This is a genomic window from Sorangium sp. KYC3313 (genome assembly GCF_052075895.1).
GTDB lineage: Bacteria > Myxococcota_A > Polyangia > Polyangiales > Polyangiaceae > Sorangium > Sorangium cellulosum_B.
This window is the reverse complement of the sequence record NZ_CP197255.1, coordinates 3,686,836-3,707,077: the sequence shown is the minus strand read 5'-3', so window position 1 is coordinate 3,707,077 and position 20,242 is coordinate 3,686,836. Positions and strand designations below refer to the sequence as shown.

Annotated in this window: 14 protein-coding genes; 3 read left to right on the top strand and 11 right to left on the bottom strand. The window is 71.5% G+C overall.

The window, feature by feature from the left end; genetic code table 11:
- Nucleotides 1-10 precede the first annotated feature (10 nt).
- Nucleotides 11-289 (bottom strand): hypothetical protein, encoded by a 279-nt coding sequence (locus tag ACSRUE_RS14450; protein WP_441291494.1) that lies wholly within the window; start codon nt 287-289, stop codon nt 11-13.
- Between the two features lie 150 nt (nt 290-439).
- Between ACSRUE_RS14450 and ACSRUE_RS14445 the strand changes: the two genes are divergently transcribed.
- Nucleotides 440-1,750 carry an MBL fold metallo-hydrolase gene (locus ACSRUE_RS14445; RefSeq protein WP_441291493.1) on the top strand — a complete coding sequence of 437 codons (1,311 nt, stop codon included), beginning with the start codon at nt 440-442 and terminating at the stop codon, nt 1,748-1,750.
- Between the two features lie 53 nt (nt 1,751-1,803).
- Here ACSRUE_RS14445 and ACSRUE_RS14440 read toward each other — a convergent pair whose 3' ends face one another.
- The gene (locus ACSRUE_RS14440; RefSeq protein ID WP_441293088.1) at nt 1,804-2,283 is read right to left on the bottom strand and encodes a carboxymuconolactone decarboxylase family protein; all 480 of its coding nucleotides are present in this window, start codon (nt 2,281-2,283) and stop codon (nt 1,804-1,806) included.
- Between the two features lie 136 nt (nt 2,284-2,419).
- Here ACSRUE_RS14440 and ACSRUE_RS14435 point away from each other — a divergent pair, with 136 nt between their 5' ends.
- Nucleotides 2,420-3,313 (top strand): sigma-70 family RNA polymerase sigma factor, encoded by an 894-nt coding sequence (locus ACSRUE_RS14435; RefSeq protein ID WP_441291492.1) that lies wholly within the window; start codon nt 2,420-2,422, stop codon nt 3,311-3,313.
- 50 nt (nt 3,314-3,363) lie between these two features.
- Here the strand turns inward: ACSRUE_RS14435 and ACSRUE_RS14430 are convergent, their stop codons facing one another.
- From ACSRUE_RS14430 to ACSRUE_RS14395, 8 genes are all read right to left on the bottom strand, one after another.
- The gene (locus tag ACSRUE_RS14430; protein WP_441291491.1) at nt 3,364-3,834 is read right to left on the bottom strand and encodes a cupin domain-containing protein; all 471 of its coding nucleotides are present in this window, start codon (nt 3,832-3,834) and stop codon (nt 3,364-3,366) included.
- 299 nt (nt 3,835-4,133) lie between these two features.
- Nucleotides 4,134-4,352, bottom strand: coding sequence for a hypothetical protein (locus ACSRUE_RS14425; RefSeq protein ID WP_441291490.1), 219 nt, complete (start codon nt 4,350-4,352; stop codon nt 4,134-4,136).
- A gap of 177 nt (nt 4,353-4,529) precedes the next feature.
- Nucleotides 4,530-6,005: a hypothetical protein gene (locus ACSRUE_RS14420; protein ID WP_441291489.1), complete on the bottom strand. Its 1,476-nt coding sequence runs from the start codon at nt 6,003-6,005 to the stop codon at nt 4,530-4,532.
- An 85-nt stretch (nt 6,006-6,090) separates the two neighbouring features.
- Nucleotides 6,091-7,026, bottom strand: coding sequence for a hypothetical protein (locus tag ACSRUE_RS14415; protein ID WP_441291488.1), 936 nt, complete (start codon nt 7,024-7,026; stop codon nt 6,091-6,093).
- 150 nt (nt 7,027-7,176) lie between these two features.
- Nucleotides 7,177-8,442, bottom strand: coding sequence for a pectate lyase family protein (locus ACSRUE_RS14410; RefSeq protein ID WP_441291487.1), 1,266 nt, complete (start codon nt 8,440-8,442; stop codon nt 7,177-7,179).
- 108 nt (nt 8,443-8,550) lie between these two features.
- On the bottom strand, nt 8,551-8,757 hold the full coding sequence (locus ACSRUE_RS14405) for a GxxExxY protein (RefSeq protein WP_441291486.1): 207 nt from the start codon (nt 8,755-8,757) through the stop codon (nt 8,551-8,553).
- 45 nt (nt 8,758-8,802) lie between these two features.
- A complete protein-coding gene (locus tag ACSRUE_RS14400; protein ID WP_441291485.1) occupies nt 8,803-12,678 on the bottom strand; it encodes a protein kinase domain-containing protein in 3,876 nt (1,291 codons plus the stop codon).
- Nucleotides 12,679-12,960: 282 nt separating this feature from the next.
- A complete protein-coding gene (locus ACSRUE_RS14395; protein ID WP_012239449.1) occupies nt 12,961-13,290 on the bottom strand; it encodes a DUF2934 domain-containing protein in 330 nt (109 codons plus the stop codon).
- 390 nt (nt 13,291-13,680) lie between these two features.
- Between ACSRUE_RS14395 and ACSRUE_RS14390 the strand changes: the two genes are divergently transcribed.
- Nucleotides 13,681-14,775 (top strand): sigma 54-interacting transcriptional regulator, encoded by a 1,095-nt coding sequence (locus ACSRUE_RS14390; protein ID WP_441291484.1) that lies wholly within the window; start codon nt 13,681-13,683, stop codon nt 14,773-14,775.
- A 192-nt stretch (nt 14,776-14,967) separates the two neighbouring features.
- Here the strand turns inward: ACSRUE_RS14390 and ACSRUE_RS14385 are convergent, their stop codons facing one another.
- Nucleotides 14,968-20,118, bottom strand: a complete 5,151-nt coding sequence (locus ACSRUE_RS14385; RefSeq protein WP_441291483.1) for an AAA family ATPase — start codon at nt 20,116-20,118, stop codon at nt 14,968-14,970.
- Nucleotides 20,119-20,242: the final 124 nt, after the last annotated feature.

Sequence of the window (20,242 nt, the reverse complement as noted above, 5' to 3'; positions counted from 1 at the left end):
TGTCGGAGCCTCATCGTAGTGTCGAGCAGGACGGAATGCGACCAGCGATCCTCCCTCTGGAATTTTTTTCGGACAACCTCTGCTGCACGACAAGGCCGTGGTCGTCCCCGCGCTTGCGGAACTCGGCGACGAGCATGTCGACGAACAGGCGGACGCGCTGCGAGAGGTGGCGGTTGCTGGGGTAGACGACGCGCAATGCCGCTGCCACGCTGGCGAGAAACGATTGGCCGAACAGGAGCGGCGTCGCCACCCGCAGCACGCCGCGCGGGGAGGACTCGAGGTCCTTCACCGCGGCATTCGCCCGCCGCTACCTGGTCAAGCGCAGCGGGAGAAGCTACCGTCGTTCTCGACACTGCCACGACTGGCAGCGAAGAACTGGAGAACTCCGAGCTCGGCCGAGAGGTTCTCTACCAGCGATTGCCATCCACGAGGTGCCGCGATGCAAGACGAAATGCAGGTTGAGGAGTGGGGGGAGCTGTTCGTTACGCGCAAGTGCTGCGGCGCCGGCACGTGCCGGAACTACGCGCCGGAGCTCCTGGGCGAGGTGGTGCCGGCCAGCGAGCTCCGGGGAGGCCGCCGCCTCTCGGTGCTGCCGGGCTCCTACGAGGAGGGCGCCTTCACCGGTGTGCTGCGGCAGCCGCGGAGCAAGGAAGATCTGATGGCGGCGCGGACGGCGGTCGCGGCGTGCCCGTTCGGCGCCATCACGCTCAAGCCGGGCGCGGCGCAGGTCCGCCGGGGCGATCTCGGGTCACCTTGGCGCGGTTTTCCGCGGCCCATCGAGGATCATGTCTGGGTCATCGGACACCCATCCATCAAGAACATCGGCGCCATGTCCTATTTCATCGAGCGCGACGGAGGCGGGGTGCTGATCGATCCCCCGAAGCCGAGCGAGGAGGTCTTCCGCTGGCTCGCCGAGCACGGCGGCGTGCGATGGCTCTTTCTGACGCACCGGGACCATACGCACCACCACGCCGAGTTCGCCAGCCGCTTCCCGGGTTGCCGCCGCATCATCGGCGCCGCAGACGTGAGCCTCCGTGAAAACAAGTACATGCCCTCGACCGGCGACGTGGAGATCAAGCTCGGGAACGAGCTCGGCCCGCTCTCGCTCGAGGGGCAGCCGCTCTCGAGAGAGGCGGCCAGAGAGGCCGAGATCATGATATTGCCGCAGCCCGGGCACACGCCGGGCTCGCTGTGCCTCCTGGTTCGAGGCCGCTTCCTGTTCACCGGCGATCACCTGAGCTACTCGCGCTTCCTGGGTCAACTCGTGGCGCATCGATTGCAATGCTGGGAGGATTGGGAGCGCCAGATCCGCTCGGTGCGGTATCTGCTCGCGGCGGCCGAGGCCGGCTGGCTGAGGTTCGCGTGGGTGTTGCCGGGTCACGGGGAATGGGCCCGCCTGCCGGGCGAGGGGAGCGCGGCCGAGACGGCCGCGGAGCTCCGCCGCGTCATCACGTCGATGGAGCAGAAGCCGAAGGGGCATACGCCGCTGGGCCGCTGGATCCTCTACGTTCAGAGCCGGATGGCGCCCGAGAAGACGCTCGGGCGCGCGCTGCGCGCGATCGGCGGCGGGAGCGACGCCTGGGTATTGCCGCGCGGCGCGCGGAGCTCGCTCACCGATTTCGATCCCGACAAGGCGCAGATCGCCCTGCGCCGGCTCTATCTCCTCGGCGCCGCCGCGCTTCTGGCCGCCGCCGGGACCGCATGGCTCACCGGGCGCCGGGACATAAGCGTCCCTTCTGGTCGCTCTTAGGACGCAGGCTCCACACCTTCGCCTCGTCCGCGGTTGCCGGCGCGCGCTCCTCGTCAGCGGTTCTCCGCGCGCGCGTCGAGCCTCGCCGAGCCGGCGATCTGCCTCGTGGTGACGTTGAACCGATTGAAGAGGTTGGTCAGCGCGATTTGCAGGGTCAGCGCCGCGAGCGCCGGCTCGTCGTAATGCCTCGCGGCCTCCTCCCAGACGTCGTCGGGCACCGGGTCCGCGCGGTCGCTGAGCCGCGTCGCGGCCTCGGCGAGCGCCAGCGCGGCGCGCTCCGCGTCGGTGAAATAGGGCGCCTCGCGCCAGGCCGCCACGGCGAACACGCGCTCGTCGGTCTCACCCGCCTTCTTCATCTCGCGCGCGCCGATGTCGACGCAGAAGCCGCACCCGTTGATCTGGCTCGCCCGCAGGTGGACGAGCTCGAGCGTCCGCGCCGGCACGCCGCTCTTCTTCACCGCGCCGATCAGGGCGTAGATCGGCTGCATGACGTCGGGGATGACCATCGCGGGGTTCTTCATCCGTGCTTTCAGCATGTTCGTGCTCCTCCCGAGGGGCTCGGGTGTGCTCGCCAACCGTGACGGGGCGCTGAACGTCCGTTCGCGCCGTCACATGGGCTAAGGTTCGTCCGTCACAGCCATGACGAAGCACGACGAGGGAGTGTGACCGATGGATGAAAATAGTTGGCTGGCGGAGCGGTTCGAGGCCCACCGAGCCCATCTGCAGGCCGTGGCGTACCGGATGCTCGGCTCCCTGAGCGAGGCGGAGGACGCCGTGCAGGAGTCCTGGCTCCACCTGAGCCGCGCCGACACGAGCGGCGTCGAGAACCTGGGCGGGTGGCTGACGACGGTCGTGGCGCGGGTCTGCCTCGACATGCTGCGCTCGCGCAAAGCGCGGCGCGAGGACCCGATGGCCGCGCCCGACCCCGCCGTGGACCGCGAGGCCGGGACCGATCCCGAGCGCGAGGCGGTGCTGGCCGACTCCGTCGGCCTCGCGCTGCTCGTGGTGCTCGACACGCTGACCCCCGCCGAGCGGCTCGCGTTCGTGCTCCACGACCTGTTCGCTGTGCCCTTCGAGGAGATCGCCTCGATCGTGGGCCGCTCCCCCGCTGCGGCGAGGCAGCTCGCGAGCCGCGCCCGCCGTCGCGTGCAGGGCGCGCCCCCGTCTCCGGACGCCGACGTCGGCCGCCAGCGCGAGGTCGTCGACGCCTTCATCGCGGCCATGCGCGGCGGCGACTTCGACGCGCTCGTGGCGATCCTCGATCCGGACGTCGTGATCCACGCCGACGCCACGGCCGAGCCCCCGGCCGGGGGCGAGGTCCGCGGCGCGCGCGCCTGGGCCAAGCAGGCGATCCCCGCCGCGCGCGGCGCCAAGTTTGCGCGCCCCGCCCTCGTGGACGGCACGGTGGGCATCGTCTTGGCCCCGAAGGGGCGGCTCTTCCGGGTGCTCCGCTTCACGCTGGCGCAGGGGAAGATCGCCCGGATCGACGTCGTGGGCGACCGCGAGCAGCTCCGCGATCTCGACCTGTTGGTCCTCGACGGCGGACCGCACCCGGAGATCTAGACAAGCCCCGTGTGAAGCGCGCTCGTCGGAGACGTGCTCACCTCATCCACTCAGTAAGGTGTTCCGTCCTTGTGCGTGAAGACGAACTCGCCGCCCACCTTGCGGAAGGCGAGATCCTCGTCGGGGTACTCGACACCGTCTTCGGGATCGCGGTTGCTGATCTCGAGGTAACGCGCTGGCGCGGCGCTGCGGTTGACGAAGTGATGCCCGTTGGGCGCGCCGGCCGGAAACCCCGCGCACTGACCCGCCGTGAGCACCTGCTCGCCGTCGTCCGTGCGCAGCACCACCTCGCCCTCCAGCACGAAGACGAGCTCGTCCTCGTGAGAGTGGTAGTGCCGCAGCGCCGACTCCTTGCCCGGGAAGAGCGTGGTGAGGTTGACGCCGATCTTCGTCAGGCCGAGCGCGTCGCCGAGCGCGCGCTTCTCGCGCGGCGTGACGCGCGCGCGAAGCGACTCGGGGTACGTCGAGCCGGTGCGGGGCTCGAGATCGCTGGGGTTCAGGGCAGGGCGTTCGGGGGGCATGATCATCTCCGGGCAAAGCGGCTGCGCTCAGCGGCCGCGCGGTGTGGGCACGAGCGTGGAGGCGAGCGTCGCCGGGCTCAAGGGGATCGCGGGGGCTCACGACCAGCCCCGCCCCCCGGTCCTCTCCCGGAGGGAGAGGGAGGAGCCGCTCGGGAGCAGAGTCACACCGCCCAGGCGCGCGCGGCCAGCAGGGCGGCGCGGCGCTCCGGAACCTGGAGCAGGGCGCGATCGCGGACGCGGGTGAGCACCTCGGCGGGCGCGGTCTCGGGGGAGCCGGCGTCGAAGGGAGGCTGCGGATCCTACCCGGGCACGCAGATCGCGTCCGCTTCGGTGATGTCGGACAGGCGGGCGAGCCCGCTGAAGGTGAGGCCGCTGTCGGCGGACAGCGAGCCGCCCTCGCGGGAGGCCGCCACGAGGCGCGCGCCGGGCAGGCGCTGCAACACCTCGAACGGGCCCGTGAAGTCGAGCTGCGTGAGCTGGGGGAACAGGATGAAGACGATAGTAAACGGCCTTTCCATGGCGCGCCTCTCTGCCGGAGTTGACCGGACCATCCCACGAGGGCAGCTTGGCAGGAAGGACAATAGTTCCCCTTTCCTGCCAAGCCCATGCCCGCGTGATCAGCGTCGTCATCTTTCCGGGCCTTCAGCTGCTCGACGCCCCCTCTGAATCGCCCCACCCCCGATCCAGCGGCGTCGTCAGGAGCCGCTGAGACGCTCCTTGGCGCGCGCCCTCACGAACATCGCTCCGTCGCGCGCAAGCCCCGACAGCACGGCGGCTGTGGCTCGCGGGTGGTCCGCGACGGCGTAGCGGACATACTTGTTCTCGTCGGCGGCGCGCCGCTCCAGGATCTCGAGCGGGCAGTCGGCGCGCCACACGATGTGACGGCGCACGACGAAGTACGGGTCGTGTTCGAGGTCGAGCAGCAGGGACAGTGGACATGTCTCGTTTCTGCCAACCTGCAAGCGCACATAGGAGTCGGCGTCCCGCGCGAGCTGCGACAGCATGCGCTCGGTCGTGCTCGGATTCTGCGCGACAGCGCCACGAACGAAGGCGCTGGCGGAGTCGGCCAGCTGGACGAGGATCTGCTCCGGTGTGCGCGGGTGTTTTGCGATCTCCTCATGGTTGTCGCGCAGGGCGCTCGCGGCGGCGAGGATGTCCGGCGTCACGCCTGGATGCGCGAACACGGCGCGACGCAACGTTTCGCTCGGGGCACGGCTCCACTGGCGCAGGCACGCTTCGGGACAATCGCGGCGCTTCACGAGCTCGAGCTTCACCCTGGTGTCGCCGTCGCTCGCAAGCACCTCGAAATGCTCGGCGCTCAGCGCACGGCGCCGCGCCAGACGCCGGCGAACATCCACGAGCGGGTCGCGCAGCAGGCCCTGCAGGTGCGCGGCGTCGAGCGCTTCGTGGGTTGCGAGCAGCAGACGCACGCCGGGCGGCGGCCTGTCCGTGATCTGGGTGTAGAACGCGGCGGGGAAGTCCGGCCGCCGCAAGAGCGCGAGCAAGACGCGTTCATTCCGATCAGCCAGCAGCTCGGGCATGCTCGCGTCGTCCCACGGCAGCGACGCGGCGGCGGTGGCGCGATAAGAAGGCAGTCGGTGTTGCGCGAAGGCACGCAGTGTGTCGAGCGAGAGACCCATGCGCGTCTCGGCGATGAGCCGCACGTCTGCGTCGGCGTCGTGACGGAAGCGCTCGAGCCAGTCGCCCGGACACTCGCGGTGCGAGGCGACGGCACAGCGTGCCTGGCTTCCGAGCTCGGCAAACTCGGCGAGCACCGGGGCGGGCACCGGCTCGTTGCGTGCGATTCGCGCGAGGTCTTCGGCAAAGTGATGCGGAATCGCTGCGGCGTGTCTCGCGATCGCGCGCACGTTGCCGTCGCCGTCGGTCCAGAGCAAGCGGCGGAGCGGCTCGTCACAGCCTGGATGGGCGGCGACAGCGCACCGGACGGCGCGCGAGGCGTCACGCGCGAGCTGCGCGAGGACCTCGCGAGGAGCGCCCGTGCGGCGGGCGAGGGCGCGACGAACGTTGATGGCCTGGTCGGTGGCGAGCGAGAGGAGCGTCGAGAGCGGCGTGTGCGGGTGCAGCGCCGCCTTGATGCGCAGACTTTCGTCGGGGGAGCGCGTGAGCGCTTGCAGATCCTCGGCGCTGAGCTCTGCTGTCCGTCGCTTCATTCACAGGGATATTTAGCAGACCCCCCGCGCCGGCACAGGTCCGTCCCGCAGGCCCTGTCCCTTCGCGCCACACGGCCCAACCAGCTCAGAATCTGGCCCCCACGGCGAGACGGAGCGTCGCGAGCTTGCCCTGCTCCAGACCGAACCCGAGCGGCTCGTCCAGGGCCACGAGCAGCCCGGCCCGGAAGTACAGGCCCGACGCGGGTGGCTCCACCCCGACGAAGGGCTCGGCCGCGAGCTGCATCTTGTCGGTCTGGGTGAGCGGGAACGCGGCCTGGAGCCGCGCGCCGACCCCGAACCCGCCCACGCTGCGCAGCTCCGCCTCGTTGCTCTGCTCGATGAAGAACTCCGTGTCGCCGCCGCCCGTGGGGATGGCGAACATCGCCACGAGATCGCTCCGCACATACAGCGCCTCGATCGGGCGCAGCTCGATGCCGCCGCGGGCCCGCAGCGGGATGTGCTCCAGGAGCGCCCGCTGCGTGTCGAAGTACCCGCGCACGGCCAGCGCCGCCGCCGCGGCCGCCTTCGTGTCGTCGGACGGATCCTGCGTGATGGGGATGGAGACCGAGAGCCCGCCGACGAGCATCAGCATGGGGGAAATGTTCCCGGCGTAGTGAAGTCCTATCGAGGGATTGCCGAAGAAGAACCCCTCGAGCTCCGGCGCGACGGTCGCCGCGTCGTGCTCCCCCGCACCTGGCTCGCTCGCCTGGCTGCTCCCGTACGCAAACGGCAGCTCGGCGTCGAGGTGGAGCCCGCCGATCAGCTTGATCTGGGCGACCGCCGCGAAGGACGCCACGAAGGAGTTTCCCTCCCACGCGCCGCTCGTCCCGTCGCTGCTCACGGTCTCCCAGTCAGGGAGGTTCGCCTCGATGGTGCTGGTGAGCACGTCCGCCTCCACACCGAGTCGGAAGCCGTAGGACTTCGCCCACTGCGCATCCGTGACGGTCTCCTCGGCGAGCGCTGGCGGGGTGAACGAGAGCAGGAGCGAGAGGGCGGCTAGGGACGAAGCAAGCTGGCGCATGCGGACAGCGTATCTTTTTTTCCGTCCGGGGCCATCCAGCGGGACGATGGAACAGGCAGCCCGGAGGAGAGGCAGCCGCCAGCCGGCCGCTCAGCTGTAGATTCGACGAACCGATGAGGCCCTCTCCGGCCTACCAGCCGGGGGGAGCTCTCAGTAAGCAAGCGTGCATGTGTTGCCGGCTCCGCACTCCTTGGAGGTGACCGCCGCGACGACCTGGGACGCCGGCATCGGCGTATAGCGGTACGGGATCTCGAAGACGGTGCCCCTCGAGTCGTTCAAGTCGTCGCCGGTCCCCTGGTTGCCGATCCCCTTCCAGCCTCTCGGACTGCCCATGTCCGTCCAGATCGACCTGTTCTCATCATAGACGCAGCTCTCGGCGATGAGCGCCATGTCCTTGCCCACGCCGTGGATCTGCCCGCCGCCGGTCTTGTGGTAGTTGTTGAGCATGTGGACGTTGCCGTACCGCCCGCGAGGCTGGCGTGAATCGACGCGCTCGCCCCAGTGGCTGTTCATGTACGTGATGTGCAGCTTGCCCTGGCTCGCCGGCTCGTCGTCGCTGCCGGCGATCAGGTTCGAGAACCGGTGCTCCTTGTCGTATGTGTAGTAGAAGCGCGACCAGGAAACGGTGACGTAGTCGGCCCCCTGGGTGATATCGCAGTTGCCGTCCTGACCGTCGGAGATGTCCAGATGGTCCAGCCAGACGTGGTGGGCGCCGTTCCCCGTGTAGACGGCGTCTGCGCCGGCCTTGCACTCGTCGTAGCTGGCGCAACGCGCGCCCCGCACGGCGAGGTTGCGGAGGATGATGTTGTTCACGCCGGCGCCGCTCATCCGGATGTTGCCGGTGATGGTCACGCCGGGGCCGATGCCGATGATCGTCTTGTTGGCGCCTGGCGCGAGCGTCCCGCTGTAGTTCCCGGGCTTCACGAGGATGATCGCCGGGGTCGAGCCCTTCGCCGCGTCCTGGAGCTCGCTCATCGAGCCCACCGTGATGGCCGAGCTCAGATCCGTGCCGCCGCCGGTCGTGCCGCCGGCGACGCTCGCGAAGCCCGGAACGGGATCCGTGATGTGGAGATCCCCGACCGGGGTCGACCCGCCGGTGCCCCCGCCACCAGCGCCCGCTCCACCCGTGTCCCCGCCGCCAGCGCCCGCTCCACCAGCGCCCGCTCCACCCGTGCCGACCACGCCCCCGGTGACGCCGCCCGTTGCGCCGGTGGTGGCTCCGGCGCCGCCTGTTCCGCCCGTGGTGGTACTGGCACCGCCCGTGGTCGTCACGCCACCCCCGCCGGTCGTCTGCCCCGCGCCCGAGGTTCCTCCAGAGCCCGCGCCGGCGCCGGGCGTGACGTCGGGGTCCGTCGAGCTGCAAGCGATCAGCAAGCCGAGGATCGAGAAGGAGGCGAGTCGATACGCGTGGGTCATGGTTCCTCTGCGGGTGATGGAAGCCAAGCTTCTTTCCCTCAGGTTGCGCGGCGCCCCCGCCAGCCGTCACAGATCGCAACCAGGGGGTGCCGCGAGGCCCCCGTCGCCTTACCGCCGCTCGAGGGCGGGGCGCGGGGCGCGCTCGACCCGCGAGCGTGCGCCATCGCGGATGCCCTGTCTCACGAGGCGCTCACCGAAGTTGATGACGAGCGCGAGCTTGAGATCACAAAGCCTCAGGCAGGTGAGCGCTTGCGCCTCGAACAGGCGATTGTAGATAGCGGTCGACTTGCACTCCACGATGACACGTTCACCCACACGCGCCCGGAACATGCCCGCAGTGCATGCCGGGGACGCCGCCCCTCACCGGTCCACGCGGTCGAGCCAGGCGCGCGCGTCCTTCTCCACCAGCGGATCCCCGAGCCGCACCGACAGCTCCAGGAGGTCCTCGAACTCCCGCCGCGCCAGCGCGTCATTGCGCGCGTTCTTCAGCAGCATCGCCGCCGCCCAGCGGCCCTGCAGCACGTCGTGCCAGTAGCCCTGCTCCTCCGCCCGCGCGATGAGCGCCTGCAGCCGCTCCCGCGCGTCCCCCGCCCCCGCCACGCCGTCCAGGTACGCCAGGTACATCCGGTTCGAGGCGGCCACCCGGTCGTACCCCGCCTCGTCCGCCCGCTCGAGCGACTCCGCGAACAGCGACCGCGCCCGCTCGTGCTCGCCCAGCCGCACGCACGCGTAGGCCAGGTTGTGAAGGTTCACAACCCCGTCAAACCGCAGCCCGAGGGCCCGATCCAGCGCGATCGCGCGCTCGCACGCCGCCGCCGCGGCCCGGAAATCCCCCGCGTAGAGCTCGATCGTCACGAGCAGCTTCGCTCGCACCGCCTCCGCGACCCGATCGCCCGGGGCGGCCGCCTCCCAGCGCGACAGCGCCTCCAGCGCCCCGGGCCGATCCCCCGAGGTCGCCCGCGCCAGCGCGACCGACTGGAGCGCCCGCGGATCGTCCGTCGGCCCGAGCGCGGCGAGGTCGAGCGCGGCCCGCCGCGCGCGCGCGAGCTGCCCCTGGAGGCACGAGACCTCCACGTCGACCGTCAGCGCCTCCTGCAGGAGCTCGCGGCGCCCTACCGCCATCTCGACCACGTCGTCGAGCAGGTCGTGCGACAGCCGGAACAGGTTGGTCGCCCCGAGCGCGCGCGCGAGCTCGATGCGCAGCTTCACCCGGTGCTCCAGCGAGCCGACCGCATCGACGCGCGCGAGGATGCGGTCCGACGCCGCCGGCAGCGACGGCGCGCGGCGCGCGTGGCCGGCCGCCTTCGAGAGGATCTCCACCCACCGGGCGAGCTCGTCGGGCTCGCGCCGCGCGACGTCCGCGAGCTCGAACGCCCGCGTCATCGCGGCGATCGCCCCGTCGAACTCGCCGCGGCGCACGCGGACCCCCGCCGCGCGCGCCAGGTGCCCCGCCGCGCCGTCCGCGTTCCCGAGCGAGAGCGCCCCGTCCGCGGCGCGGCCGAGGTGGCAGTCGACGAGCGCGAGCACCGCCGGATCGTCCCCGCCCACGCGCTCCAGCCACTCGGCCGCGAGCCAGTGGCCGAGCGCTCGATCCGCGTCCGTCAGCATCTCGTAGGCCGCGTCCCGCACGAGCGCGTGACGGAACGCGAACTCCGGCTCCCCGCGGAACATCGACTCCGGCCGCGGCTCGAGGAGCTCCCGCTTCTCGAGCGTCAAGAGCCACGACTCGAGCTGCGGCACCTGCCCGCCCCCGCCGAGCATCGCCTCCAGACCCCCGCGCCAGAACACCTTGCCCATCACCGCCCCGGCCCGGAGCACCCGGCGCGCCTCGGGCTCGAGCGCCGCGATCCGCGACTGCATCATCGCGAGCACCGTCTCCGGCACCTCCCCCGCCCGCCTGTCCGCCGTCGCGCGCACGAGCTCCTCGAGGAAGAACGCGTTGCCCGCCGACCGGTCGACGAGCGCCGCGAGCTCGGCCTCCGGCGGCGCGTCGCCGAGGACCTCCCGCACGATCCGCTCGCACGCGCGGCGCGACAGCTCCCCGAGCCGCATCTCCGTCGCCTCGCGATCCTCCCACAGGCCCGGGAACGCCTCGCGCACCCCGGGGCGCGCCAGCGCCAGCACCATGAGCGGCTGGTGCCGCAGGAACCGGAGCGCCGCGTCGAGCGTGTCCACCGTGGCGCGATCGCAGAAGTGCAGGTCGTCCAGCACGATCAGCACCGGCCGCGCGTCGCACTCGGCCCGCAGGAAATCGAGCCACGCGCGCCGCGCCTGCTCCTCCATCACCGCGCGGTCCTGCCGCGCCGCGCGCAGCGCCGGGCTCTCCGGGAAGGGCGCGCCGACCAGCTCGCCGAGCAGCTCCGTCACCCGCTCCCGCGCGGCCTCGCCGACGTGCCGCGCGACCCGCGCCGCGAGCTTCTCCCGCCGCGCCTCCGCGGGCTCGTCGTCGAGCAGGCCCGCCGCGCGCCGCACCGTCTGCGCGAGCAGCCCGAGCGGCGCCCCGCCCCGCATCGGATCGCCGTGCGCGCGCCACACCGTGACCGGCTCGCTGCGCGCCTCGACCCGCCGGAGCAGCTCGTGCGCGAGGCGCGACTTGCCGACGCCCGCCCCCGCCGTGACCAGCACCACGCGCGCCACCCCCTCGGTCGCGCACTCGTCGAGCACGTCCTCCAGCGCCCGGAGCTCCCGCTCGCGCCCCACGCACGTCGTGAGCTTCCCGAGCACCTTGCGCCCGCCGTCCTGCGGCTCGCGCGCGCCGAGCAGCGTGGGGCCCTGGCTGCCCGCCGCGATCTCGAAGCGATCGCCGAGCAGCGCGGCCGTCATCTGATCGATGAGCACCGGCCGGCCCGAGGACGGATCCTCCGCGGCGTGGCGGACCCGCGCGTCGAGCAGCGCGCCCGTGCGATCGATGACCTGCCCCACCGCCTGCGTCCCGGCGATGACGTCCCAGCCCGTCGCCAGCGCCACCCACGCCCCGGGCAGGAGCGCGTGGATCGAGAGCGCGCAGCGGGCGGCCTTGCCGGCGAGGTCGGTCGGCGAGCCCGCGCCGGCGACGACCGCTGCGACCGAGCCGTCGGCGAGCACCTCGAGGACCGCGCCGTGCGCCTGCGCGGCCTGCCGGACCTCGTGGAACGGCGTGGTCGGCGGCGGGGCGGGCCGGGGCCTCGCCGGCGGCGCCGGCGCGAGCAGGCCCTCGGGCAGCGCGTCCTTGCTGCCGGAGACGACGGTCGCGTGGTGCCCCGACAGCATCGTGTCGCTCGCCCGCTCGGGGCCCGCGATCGCCTGCGGGCGAGCCGACGGGGGGCCGCGCCTGCCGGCGCTCATCTCGGCGGCGAGCACGACGCTGACGAGCCGCCGCTCGCTCTTCGTCAGCGCGGGCGTCGGCAGGCCGTTGCCCGTGGACATGTTGCCCTCCACGACGCTCAGCATCCGGAGCTCGGCGGCGACCTCGCCCGCGTCCGCGGGGCGCTCCGCGGGGTTCTTCGCGAGCAGCCGGGCCACGAGCAGGTCGAGCGGCGGCGGGATGTTCGGGCAGAAGGTGCTCGGGCGCGGCGCGGCCTCGAAGAGCACCTTGGCGAGGACGGACAGCGGGTGCTGGGCGACGAACGGCGACCGCCCGGTGAGGCACTCGAACAGGAGGCACCCGATCGAGTAGAGGTCGGCGCGCGCGTCGACGTCGACGTCGCCGCGGACGCGCTCCGGCGCCATGTAGGCGGGCGTGCCGATCGCCGAGCCGGTGAGGGTGAGCTCGTACGTCGCGTCGGCCTGGCGCGCGATGCCGAAGTCGATGAGCTTCGCGCTCCCGATGTCGCCGCCGGGCAGGAACACGTTGGTCGGCTTGAGGTCGCGGTGCACGATGCCGCGCGCGTGGACGGCGGCGAGCGCCTCGGCGACGCGGCCGACGAGCATCAGGCTGTGCTCGATCCCGAGCGGCCCGCGCGACAGCCGCGCGCCGAGGTCCTCGCCCTCGAGCCACTCCATGGCGAGGTAGTAGAGGCCGTCCTCCGTGACGCCGTGGTCGATGTAGCGGGCGACGACGGGGTGCTCGAGCTCGGCGAGCAGGCGCGCCTCCCGCTGGAAGCGCACGACGTGCTCCCTGCCCTGGTTGAAGATCACCTTGAGCGCGACCACGTGGCCGCTCTGCCGGTCGAGCGCCCGCCACACCGCGCCCATCCCGCCGGAGCCCGCGAGGCGTTCCAGCTGGAAGCGGTTGGCGAGGACGTGACCTGAATGCATGGCGCAAGTATCGGTGTGCAGACCTCCGCGGTCCAGGCGGCCGGGGCGCGCGTGGACCGCGAACCGTGGGCCCACCGCCCACGCGGAGCGCGAGGATACCCATCTCGCGGCGCGGCTACGAGCCTCGAGGGCCCGCGGGCGCGGCCGCCGGGTCGGCGGGAGCGCGGCCGCGGCCCGCCCTCGCCGGCCGACGGGGCCGCTCCCGTCCGCGCGAGCGCGCCTGTCGGGCGCGCAAGGGCGTACGCGGGGCCTCGCGCGGCCCCCGCCGCCGCGGCGGAGACCTCAGCTGGCGAGGCGCTCGAGCCGCGCGTCGACCTCGCGCTCGGCGTTCAGCCAGTCTTCAACGGGGTTGTTCCGGAAGCCGGCCCTCTCGGCATATCCATAGGCCACCTTGGCGATCAGGCCGTGGCGCTCCTCGCGCGACAGCCGCGGGCGCGGAGGCGCGGCCTTCGGGGCACCGGCGCTCGCGCGCTCGGCGGCGCGCTCCACGGCCGCGGAGGGCATCTCGACGGCGGCGGGGGCAGAGACCGCGCTCTCGGGCTGCGCCGAGGCGACCGGGCTCGTGGCCCGGGTGGTCTTCGTGCGGGCCGGGGTCTTGCGCTTCGAGCTCATCTCGTCGTCTCTCCTTTCGGGTACACGGGTCGACTAACCCAGGTCCGCGCGTACGCACAAATTTTGAGCACGTAGTTTCTCGGCGCACCCCCCGCCGCCGGTCGGGATCTCCCTTCCAAGAGACCGTGATTCGCGGTAGAGTCGATGTCGCTGACCGGGTGAGATCACCCGGCATGTGTCAGCCACCATCCCTCGTTGTTCGTGGCCACCTCGTGACCGACGTTCATCCGCCGTCGTCCGTCTATCGTCCATCTGTCGTTCCCACCGTCGTTCCCGTTCTCGCTCACGGCGGTCCCTCCCTGGTCGCCGCCTGCGCCGAGGACAGCTCGGTAATCCAGAAAACGGCAGGCGCGTCGCTCGCCGTCTGCCCATGAATCGAGGAGATGCGATGTGGAAGAAAGCGCGGCCCCTTCCCGGCGCACGGAACACCTCTGCTCGTCCGGCGGCGGGATGACGCGCGTCGTCTGGGTCGAGGACGACAGCGAGGTGCGGCTCATCGGCGCCTCGGAGCGCTGGGCGGGCGCGATGGAGCAGCTGCGCCGGCTGGCGGAGCACGAGCGCGCGCCGCTGCTCATCACGGGCGAGCCTGGCACGGGCAAGGAGCTCTGCGCGCGGCGCCTTCACGCGGCGAGCCCGCGCGCGGGCGGCCCCTTCGTTGCGGTGAGCGCGGCGCGGCTGCCGGCCGAGCGCCTCCGGGAGGAGCTCTTCGGCATGGCGGCCGGGGCGGACGGGCGGCCCGCGGCGCGCCCCGGGCTGCTCGAGCTGGCGCGGGGGGGCACGCTGTTCCTCGACGAGATCGGCGCGCTCCCGCTCGAGCTCCAGCCGCGGCTCCTGGCCGTGCTCGACGGGGAGCCGCTCTGCCGGATCGGCGGCGGGGAGGCGCTGGTCGTGGACGCGCGGGTCATCGCCGCGACGAGCCAGGATCTCGCCGCGCGCGTCCTCGGGCGGTCGTTCCACGAGGCGCTCCACCGGCACGTCGGCGGGCTCGCGCTCTCGCTCCCCCCGCTGCGCGAGCGCGACGGCGACGTACGCAGGCTGGTCGAGCACTTCCTCCAGCGCCAGAGCGGCGCGACGGGGCTCGCGAGCGCCGGGGTCACCCCGCGCGCGCTCGCGCAGCTCGAGGCGTACCCCTGGCCGGGGAACGTCCGCGAGCTCCGGGGCGTCGTCGAGCGCGCGTTCCTCCGGGCCCACGGCGCGCCGCTCGATCTGGAGCACCTGCCGCCCGAGATCGGCGCGGCCAAGCGTCCGCCGGCGCCGCCGCGCTCGGGCCCGCCGGGCGCGCTGCGGCCGTCGCCGCCCGCGCGCGGCAGCGCGTCGCTCGGGGAGGCCGTGCGCCGCCACATCCTCGCGGTCTACGCGGCCCAGAACGGCAACGTGACCCGCACGGCGAGCGCGCTCGGGATCACGCGGGTCTCCCTCCGCCGGCACCTGCGCCAGTACCTCGCCGCGGACGCGCGCGACAAGGAGACGCTGAGCGATCGCTAGCGCTACTGCGGGAAGTTGCCCCGGAGCGGCAGAAAAACCGCCAAGCCGCCAAGGACCATTCGTCGATTTCCGCTGCAACTCTTTCTCTTGGCTCCAGTCATCCCAGCCGGTGCCGAACGTTGGATCGACCACGGTGATGGGCGCCGACTCAAGAGGCCCAGTCGGCGCCAGGCGGCCCGCGCGCCCCCCTCCTCAGGACGGCTGCGCGGGGCCGAGCTCTCCCTCCGGCTCGACGGGCAGCTCGACGAGGAACGTGGTCCCTGAGCCCAGCTGACTGCGCAGATCGATGCGCCCTCCGTGCGCTCGCACGATCTCCCGAACGAGGTACAGCCCGAGCCCGAGGCTCTGCGCCTGATGAAGCCCCGTCGCGCGCTCGAACGCCTCGAACACGCGCCGCTGGTCGGCCTCGGAGATCCCGATGCCCTGGTCGGAGACCGAGAGGCGAGCGACGGCCCCGTCCCCGTCGGTGACGATCCGGACCGGCTTTCCGGCGCCGTACTTCATGGCGTTCGTGAGCAGGTTCGTCGCGACCTGCTCGAGCCGCAGCCGATCCCACGGGCCCACGACGGCGCGCTCCGCCTGCACGTGGAGCGCACATCCAGCCAGCTCGGCCTGCTCGCTCAGCCGCCCGACGACGTCCCGCACGAGGGCCGCCAGGTCCACCGGCTCGCGCGTCAGGGCCAGCTGCCCCTTCTGGATGCGCGAGAGATCGAGCAGGCTGTCGATCAGCAGGTCGAGCCGGCCGAGCTGGCGCTTGAACGACGTGAGCGACGGCGACAGCCAGGACGAGGAGACCGCCTCTCGCTGCTTGATCGATCGCGCGAGCGCGTCGAGCTTCAGGTGGAGGCCTGTCAGCGGCGTCTTCAGCTCGTGGGCGAGGAACGCCGTGCGCCGCTCCGCGGCCTCCGCCGCCGCCCGCGCCTCGCGCTCCCTGGCGAGCAAGAGCGCGTTCTCGAGGGAGATGGCCGCCTGCGTGGCGAGCAGCTCGAGAGCGAGGAGCCGCTCGGGCGTGAACGCGTGCGTGGTGACGTTGTTCTCGAGGTACAGCAGGCCGAGCACCTCGGCCTGCCGCAAGATGGGGACGCAGAGGACCGACCTCGGAGTGTGCCGGACGATGTACTCGTCCCCCGAGAACCTGCCCGCCTTCGCGGCGGCGTCGTCGAGGAGCACGCGCTCCTTGGTGAGCCGCACGTAGTGGAGGAGCGAGGCAGGGAGGAGCGGAGAGGACGACACCGGCAACGACTGGAGAACCCTGGTCACGGTCCCCTGTCGCTCCTCGATCGCGGCCTCCGCCTCGATCGTCAGGTCGCCGTCCCGCACCAGAATGAGGCAGCCCTTCTGGGCACCTCCCTGCTCGAGGACGAACTCGAGCAGGGTTCGCAGGAGCTTCTCGAAGAGGATCTCGCCCGAGATCGTCTGCGATGCCTTGACGACCGCGAGCACGTCGAGCTGCTCCGTGCCGGCCGCGAAGGTGGCGGTCGCCTCGAGCGGCCGCCGCTCGAGGAGCTGCGGATAGCGCTGCTCGAGCTGCTTCACCTTGCCGTCGGCCCCCCAGCGCACGTAGCACGAGCGGGCCTCGCGCAGGTACGTATCGGAGAAGCGCTCGAACCCTCGCGCTCGATAGAACCGAGACGCGAGCTCGTAGGCGAGCGCCTCGACGTGGACGAAGCCGCTCTCGCGCGCCGCGCGGATGGCCTCTTCATAGAGGCGCATCGCGTCGAGGTCCCGGCCCTCGATGCGGGCGACCTCGGCGGACACCAGGGCGTAGCGGCCCCGGAAGTTCTCGGGGCAGCTTTCGGCCCAGCGCCTCAGCTTGTGGAGCGCCCTCTCGAGCGTCTGCGCGAATCGCTGCCGCTGCTCGGCCGGCGCCTCTGCGTGGAGCGCCGTCACCGTGAGCGCGTGGTAGAACTGGTGCGTCACTTCCATGGCGAGAGACGCCGCCTGCCCCTGCATCAGCGCGGCGGTGGCCGCGGACTCCAGCGCTTCGGCGTGACGCTCGTGCGTGAACGCGGCGACCTGCTTCATGATATGAACCATCGCGATTCCAAGGCCGAAGCCCGCCTTCTGGAGGATCGCGAGGGAGCTCGCCTCGTCGAGGTCGCCGCCGTCGAAGCTCGTGGGCGCCCGCGTCGCTCCCTTCAGGCTCGCCGCGAGCTGCTCTTCGAACCGGACCACGTGGTACACCACGTCGTTGTGGGTCTGGCGAGCGAAGGCGGTGAATCGCCGCGCGACCTCGATGACGCGGTCGAGCGGATCGCCGTTCTCGAGGACGACCCACACCATGTTGTACGTCAAGTAGCCGGCAAAGATGAAGTCTCCGACGTCGAGGCAATCGAGAAATGCCTTATCCATGAGCGGCAGGCTCGTCGCGTAGTGCCTGTGCCAGATGCTGATGACGCCCGCGTGGTGGAAGAGCAGCCTCCCCTTCAGCACGGCCGTGACGCTATTGAATTTCTCGTTCAGCCTGAGCGCCATCTCGGAGAACTGGAACGCGCACGGGACGTCCCCGAGGATGGACACCATGACCCCGGCGTAACAACTGTAGACGAACGAGGACTCCTCGGCGTGCCCGTGCTGCAGAGAGGCGTTCACCCCCTTGGCGGTGAGCAGCGGCCAGAGCGCCGGTCGCACGGAGAACAGGAGGGGGGCCGATTCGGCGACCAGGCTGATGAACGCCCGCACGTCCTCGTCGGTCGCCACGGGCGCGTCGACGAGATCGGCGATGCGGCGCCCGCGCAGGGAGATCGGGACCTGCCGGATCTCGGCCTCCATCGCCGCCTGGATCTCCTCGTCGGCGTCCGGGAGCGTCGCGCCGTAGAGCCGCAGGGCCTCGCTCATGACCGTCATGGCGTCGCGGTGCCGTCCAGCGATCTGGTAGAGCCGCATGCGCAGCCGGTGGGCCCTGGCCCGGTCGGGCCTGGAGCGGGCGTTCTGGAGGATCAGATCGAACAGCTCGTCGGCCGGCTGGAAATTGCCGGCGATGGACTCGCATTCGGCGAGCTCCAGGTGGAGCCTGAACGTGTCCTCGTACCGCGCGCTCCAGGCGTCCTGCGGCAAGAGGGACGTCGCCTGCGCCAGGTAGCTGCGCGCGGAGGCGTAGGCGACCGAGGCCTTCGCCTTGATCCCTGCCAGGAGGTTGAGCCGGCAGAGCGCCTCCCTCTCGCGTGGATCGGTGATGAGGTGGGCGCCGTGATTGAGCTGGGTCGCGACGTCGAAAGCCCGCTCCTCGACCGCCCCGCCGGGCAGACGAGACACGAGGCGCCGGCCGATCTCGAGGTGCACCGCGGCGCGCCGGGCCTCCGGGATGAGCGAATAGGCCGCCTCCTGAACGCGGTCGTGGAGGAACCTGTAGGTGCCCTCGTGGCAGAGGACGAGCCCCGCGAGGATGGCCTGCCAGACCTCCGCGTGCAGCGCCTCGTCCGAGCGGTCGCACGCTATCGTCAAGACGCCGACGTCCGCGGCGCTCCCGAGGCAGGCGAGCTGCTTCAGCGCCTCCTGGGTACCAGCGGGGAGCCGCGCGAGCTTGTCGACCATCAGATCGACCACGTTGTCGGTGAAGCCTTTGGCGCGGATCTTCGCCATGTCCCACCGGAAGGCGCCCGCGCGCGGGTCGAGGTCGATCAGCCGCTCTTCGTGGAGGGCGAGGAGAAACTGGATCGCGAAGAAGGGGTTGCCGGCCGTCTTCTCGTGGACCAGGGCCGAGAGCGGCGCGGCGTCCTCGAGGCGGCATTGAAGCATATCGCTGACGAGCATGGACAGGTGCTCGCGGGAGAGCGGGCCGAGCACCAGCTCCTGGACGTGCGCGCCCCCCCTCCTCGCCTCGTGCAGCGCCGTCATGAGCGGGTGCGAGGGGGTCACCTCGTTGTCGCGGTACGCGCCGATGACGAGGAGATGGCCCGTGTCGAGGTGCGTCACCAGATCCTGCAGGAGCCCGAGGCTCGCCGAGTCGGCCCACTGGAGATCGTCGAGGAAGAGCACGAGGGGGTGCTCCTTCCGGGCGAACACGCCGATGAAGTGCCGGAAGACGGTGCGGAACCGGTTCTGCGCCTCGACCGGCGGCAGCTCGGGCGCCGGCGGTTGCGGGCCGATGACCAGCTCGAGCTGCGGGATCAAGTCCACGACGAGCTGCCCGTTGACCGTGAGGACCTCGAGCAACCGCTGCTTCCAGGCCGCGATCCGCTCGCTGTCGGCGAGGAGCTCGAGCACGATCTCCTGAACGGCCTGAACGATGGTGGAGTAAGGGATATCGCGCTTGTGCTGGTCGAATTTCCCCGAGGCGGAGAATCCGCGCTCGCCGGCGACAACCTTGTCCAGCTCGTGGACCAGCGTCGACTTGCCGATGCCGGAGTAGCCCGAGAGGAGCACGAGCTGTGGAGATCCGGTGTCGGCCACGCGCTCGAAGGCGCGCAGCAGCGCCGCGATCGCCTCGTCGCGCCCGTAGAGCTTCTGCGGGACGCGCAGGCGGCCCGACGCGTCCTGCTCGCCCAGCGGGAAGGGCGCGACGTTGCCGCCGCGGCGCCATGCGTCGAAGCACCGCTTCAGGTCATGGCCAAGGCCACGGGCCGTCTGGTAGCGATCCTCGGGCATCTTCGCGAGGAGCTTGATCACGATGCGCTCGACCGCCTCCGGCACGTCGGGGACCACCTTAGACGGCGCCGCGAACGCGCGGGCGACGTGACAATGGATCCATTCGAGCGGGTCGCGGGCGTCGAAGGGGAGCTTCCCCGTGAGCATCTGGTAGAACGTGACCCCCAGGGAGTACAGATCGCTGCGGCTGTCGACCCCACGGTTCATCCGCCCTGTCTGCTCGGGCGACATGTAAGGGAGGGACCCTTCGATGAGGCGTGCCGGCCCCAGGGCGTGCTGTTCGCGTGAGAGCCATGAGGCGAGCGCGAGATCGGCGATCTTCACCTCGCCGGTGGCAGGAATGACCAGGATGTTCGCGGGCTTGAGGTCTCTGTGGACGACGCCGCGCTGATGGATGTCGGAGACGGCATCCGCGAGGCGGACAGCGAGCTCGAGGAACCCGCCGATCGCCATCGGCGCGCCGAGCAGTCGTTCGAGCGGCTCAGCGCCTGGGTCTTCCATGACGAGGGCGAGCGCCCCATCGTACATCTCGAGGGCGAGGGGCCTGACGACGGCTGCCACGTCGAGCATTTTGCCCGTCTCGTACTCCCTCTTGAGCCGGGCGACGTCCTTCGGCCGGCAGCTCCTCGGGTCGAGCACCTTGAGGACCACCGGATGGCCGTCGGCGCTTCGAACAGCGCGGTACACGGCGGTACCGCGGCCCTCGTGAATGGTCTCGCGAATCGTGTAGGGAAAGGGAGGAGACGGACTCGTCATGCAGGCGCTGGGCAAGGCAGCCTCGGCAGTGGCGGCAGGAGCTCCTTCCCCGGTAAGGTATACCATTCCCCGCCCTCGCACATTGGCCAGCGTTGCTGGCGATCCGGCGCGGATCCGCGTCAGC

What these genes read in the sequence shown, in the direction of transcription:
- ACSRUE_RS14425 (WP_441291490.1), bottom strand. Translation starts at nt 4,352, where the DNA reads ATGGAAAGGCCGTTTACTATCGTCTTCATCCTGTTCCCCCAGCTCACG.
- ACSRUE_RS14435 (WP_441291492.1), top strand. Translation starts at nt 2,420, where the DNA reads ATGGATGAAAATAGTTGGCTGGCGGAGCGGTTCGAGGCCCACCGAGCC.
- ACSRUE_RS14430 (WP_441291491.1), bottom strand. Translation starts at nt 3,834, where the DNA reads ATGCCCCCCGAACGCCCTGCCCTGAACCCCAGCGATCTCGAGCCCCGC.
- ACSRUE_RS14400 (WP_441291485.1), bottom strand. Translation starts at nt 12,678, where the DNA reads ATGCATTCAGGTCACGTCCTCGCCAACCGCTTCCAGCTGGAACGCCTC.
- ACSRUE_RS14445 (WP_441291493.1), top strand. Translation starts at nt 440, where the DNA reads ATGCAAGACGAAATGCAGGTTGAGGAGTGGGGGGAGCTGTTCGTTACG.
- ACSRUE_RS14420 (WP_441291489.1), bottom strand. Translation starts at nt 6,005, where the DNA reads ATGAAGCGACGGACAGCAGAGCTCAGCGCCGAGGATCTGCAAGCGCTC.
- ACSRUE_RS14395 (WP_012239449.1), bottom strand. Translation starts at nt 13,290, where the DNA reads ATGAGCTCGAAGCGCAAGACCCCGGCCCGCACGAAGACCACCCGGGCC.
- ACSRUE_RS14415 (WP_441291488.1), bottom strand. Translation starts at nt 7,026, where the DNA reads ATGCGCCAGCTTGCTTCGTCCCTAGCCGCCCTCTCGCTCCTGCTCTCG.
- ACSRUE_RS14385 (WP_441291483.1), bottom strand. Translation starts at nt 20,118, where the DNA reads ATGACGAGTCCGTCTCCTCCCTTTCCCTACACGATTCGCGAGACCATT.
- ACSRUE_RS14410 (WP_441291487.1), bottom strand. Translation starts at nt 8,442, where the DNA reads ATGACCCACGCGTATCGACTCGCCTCCTTCTCGATCCTCGGCTTGCTG.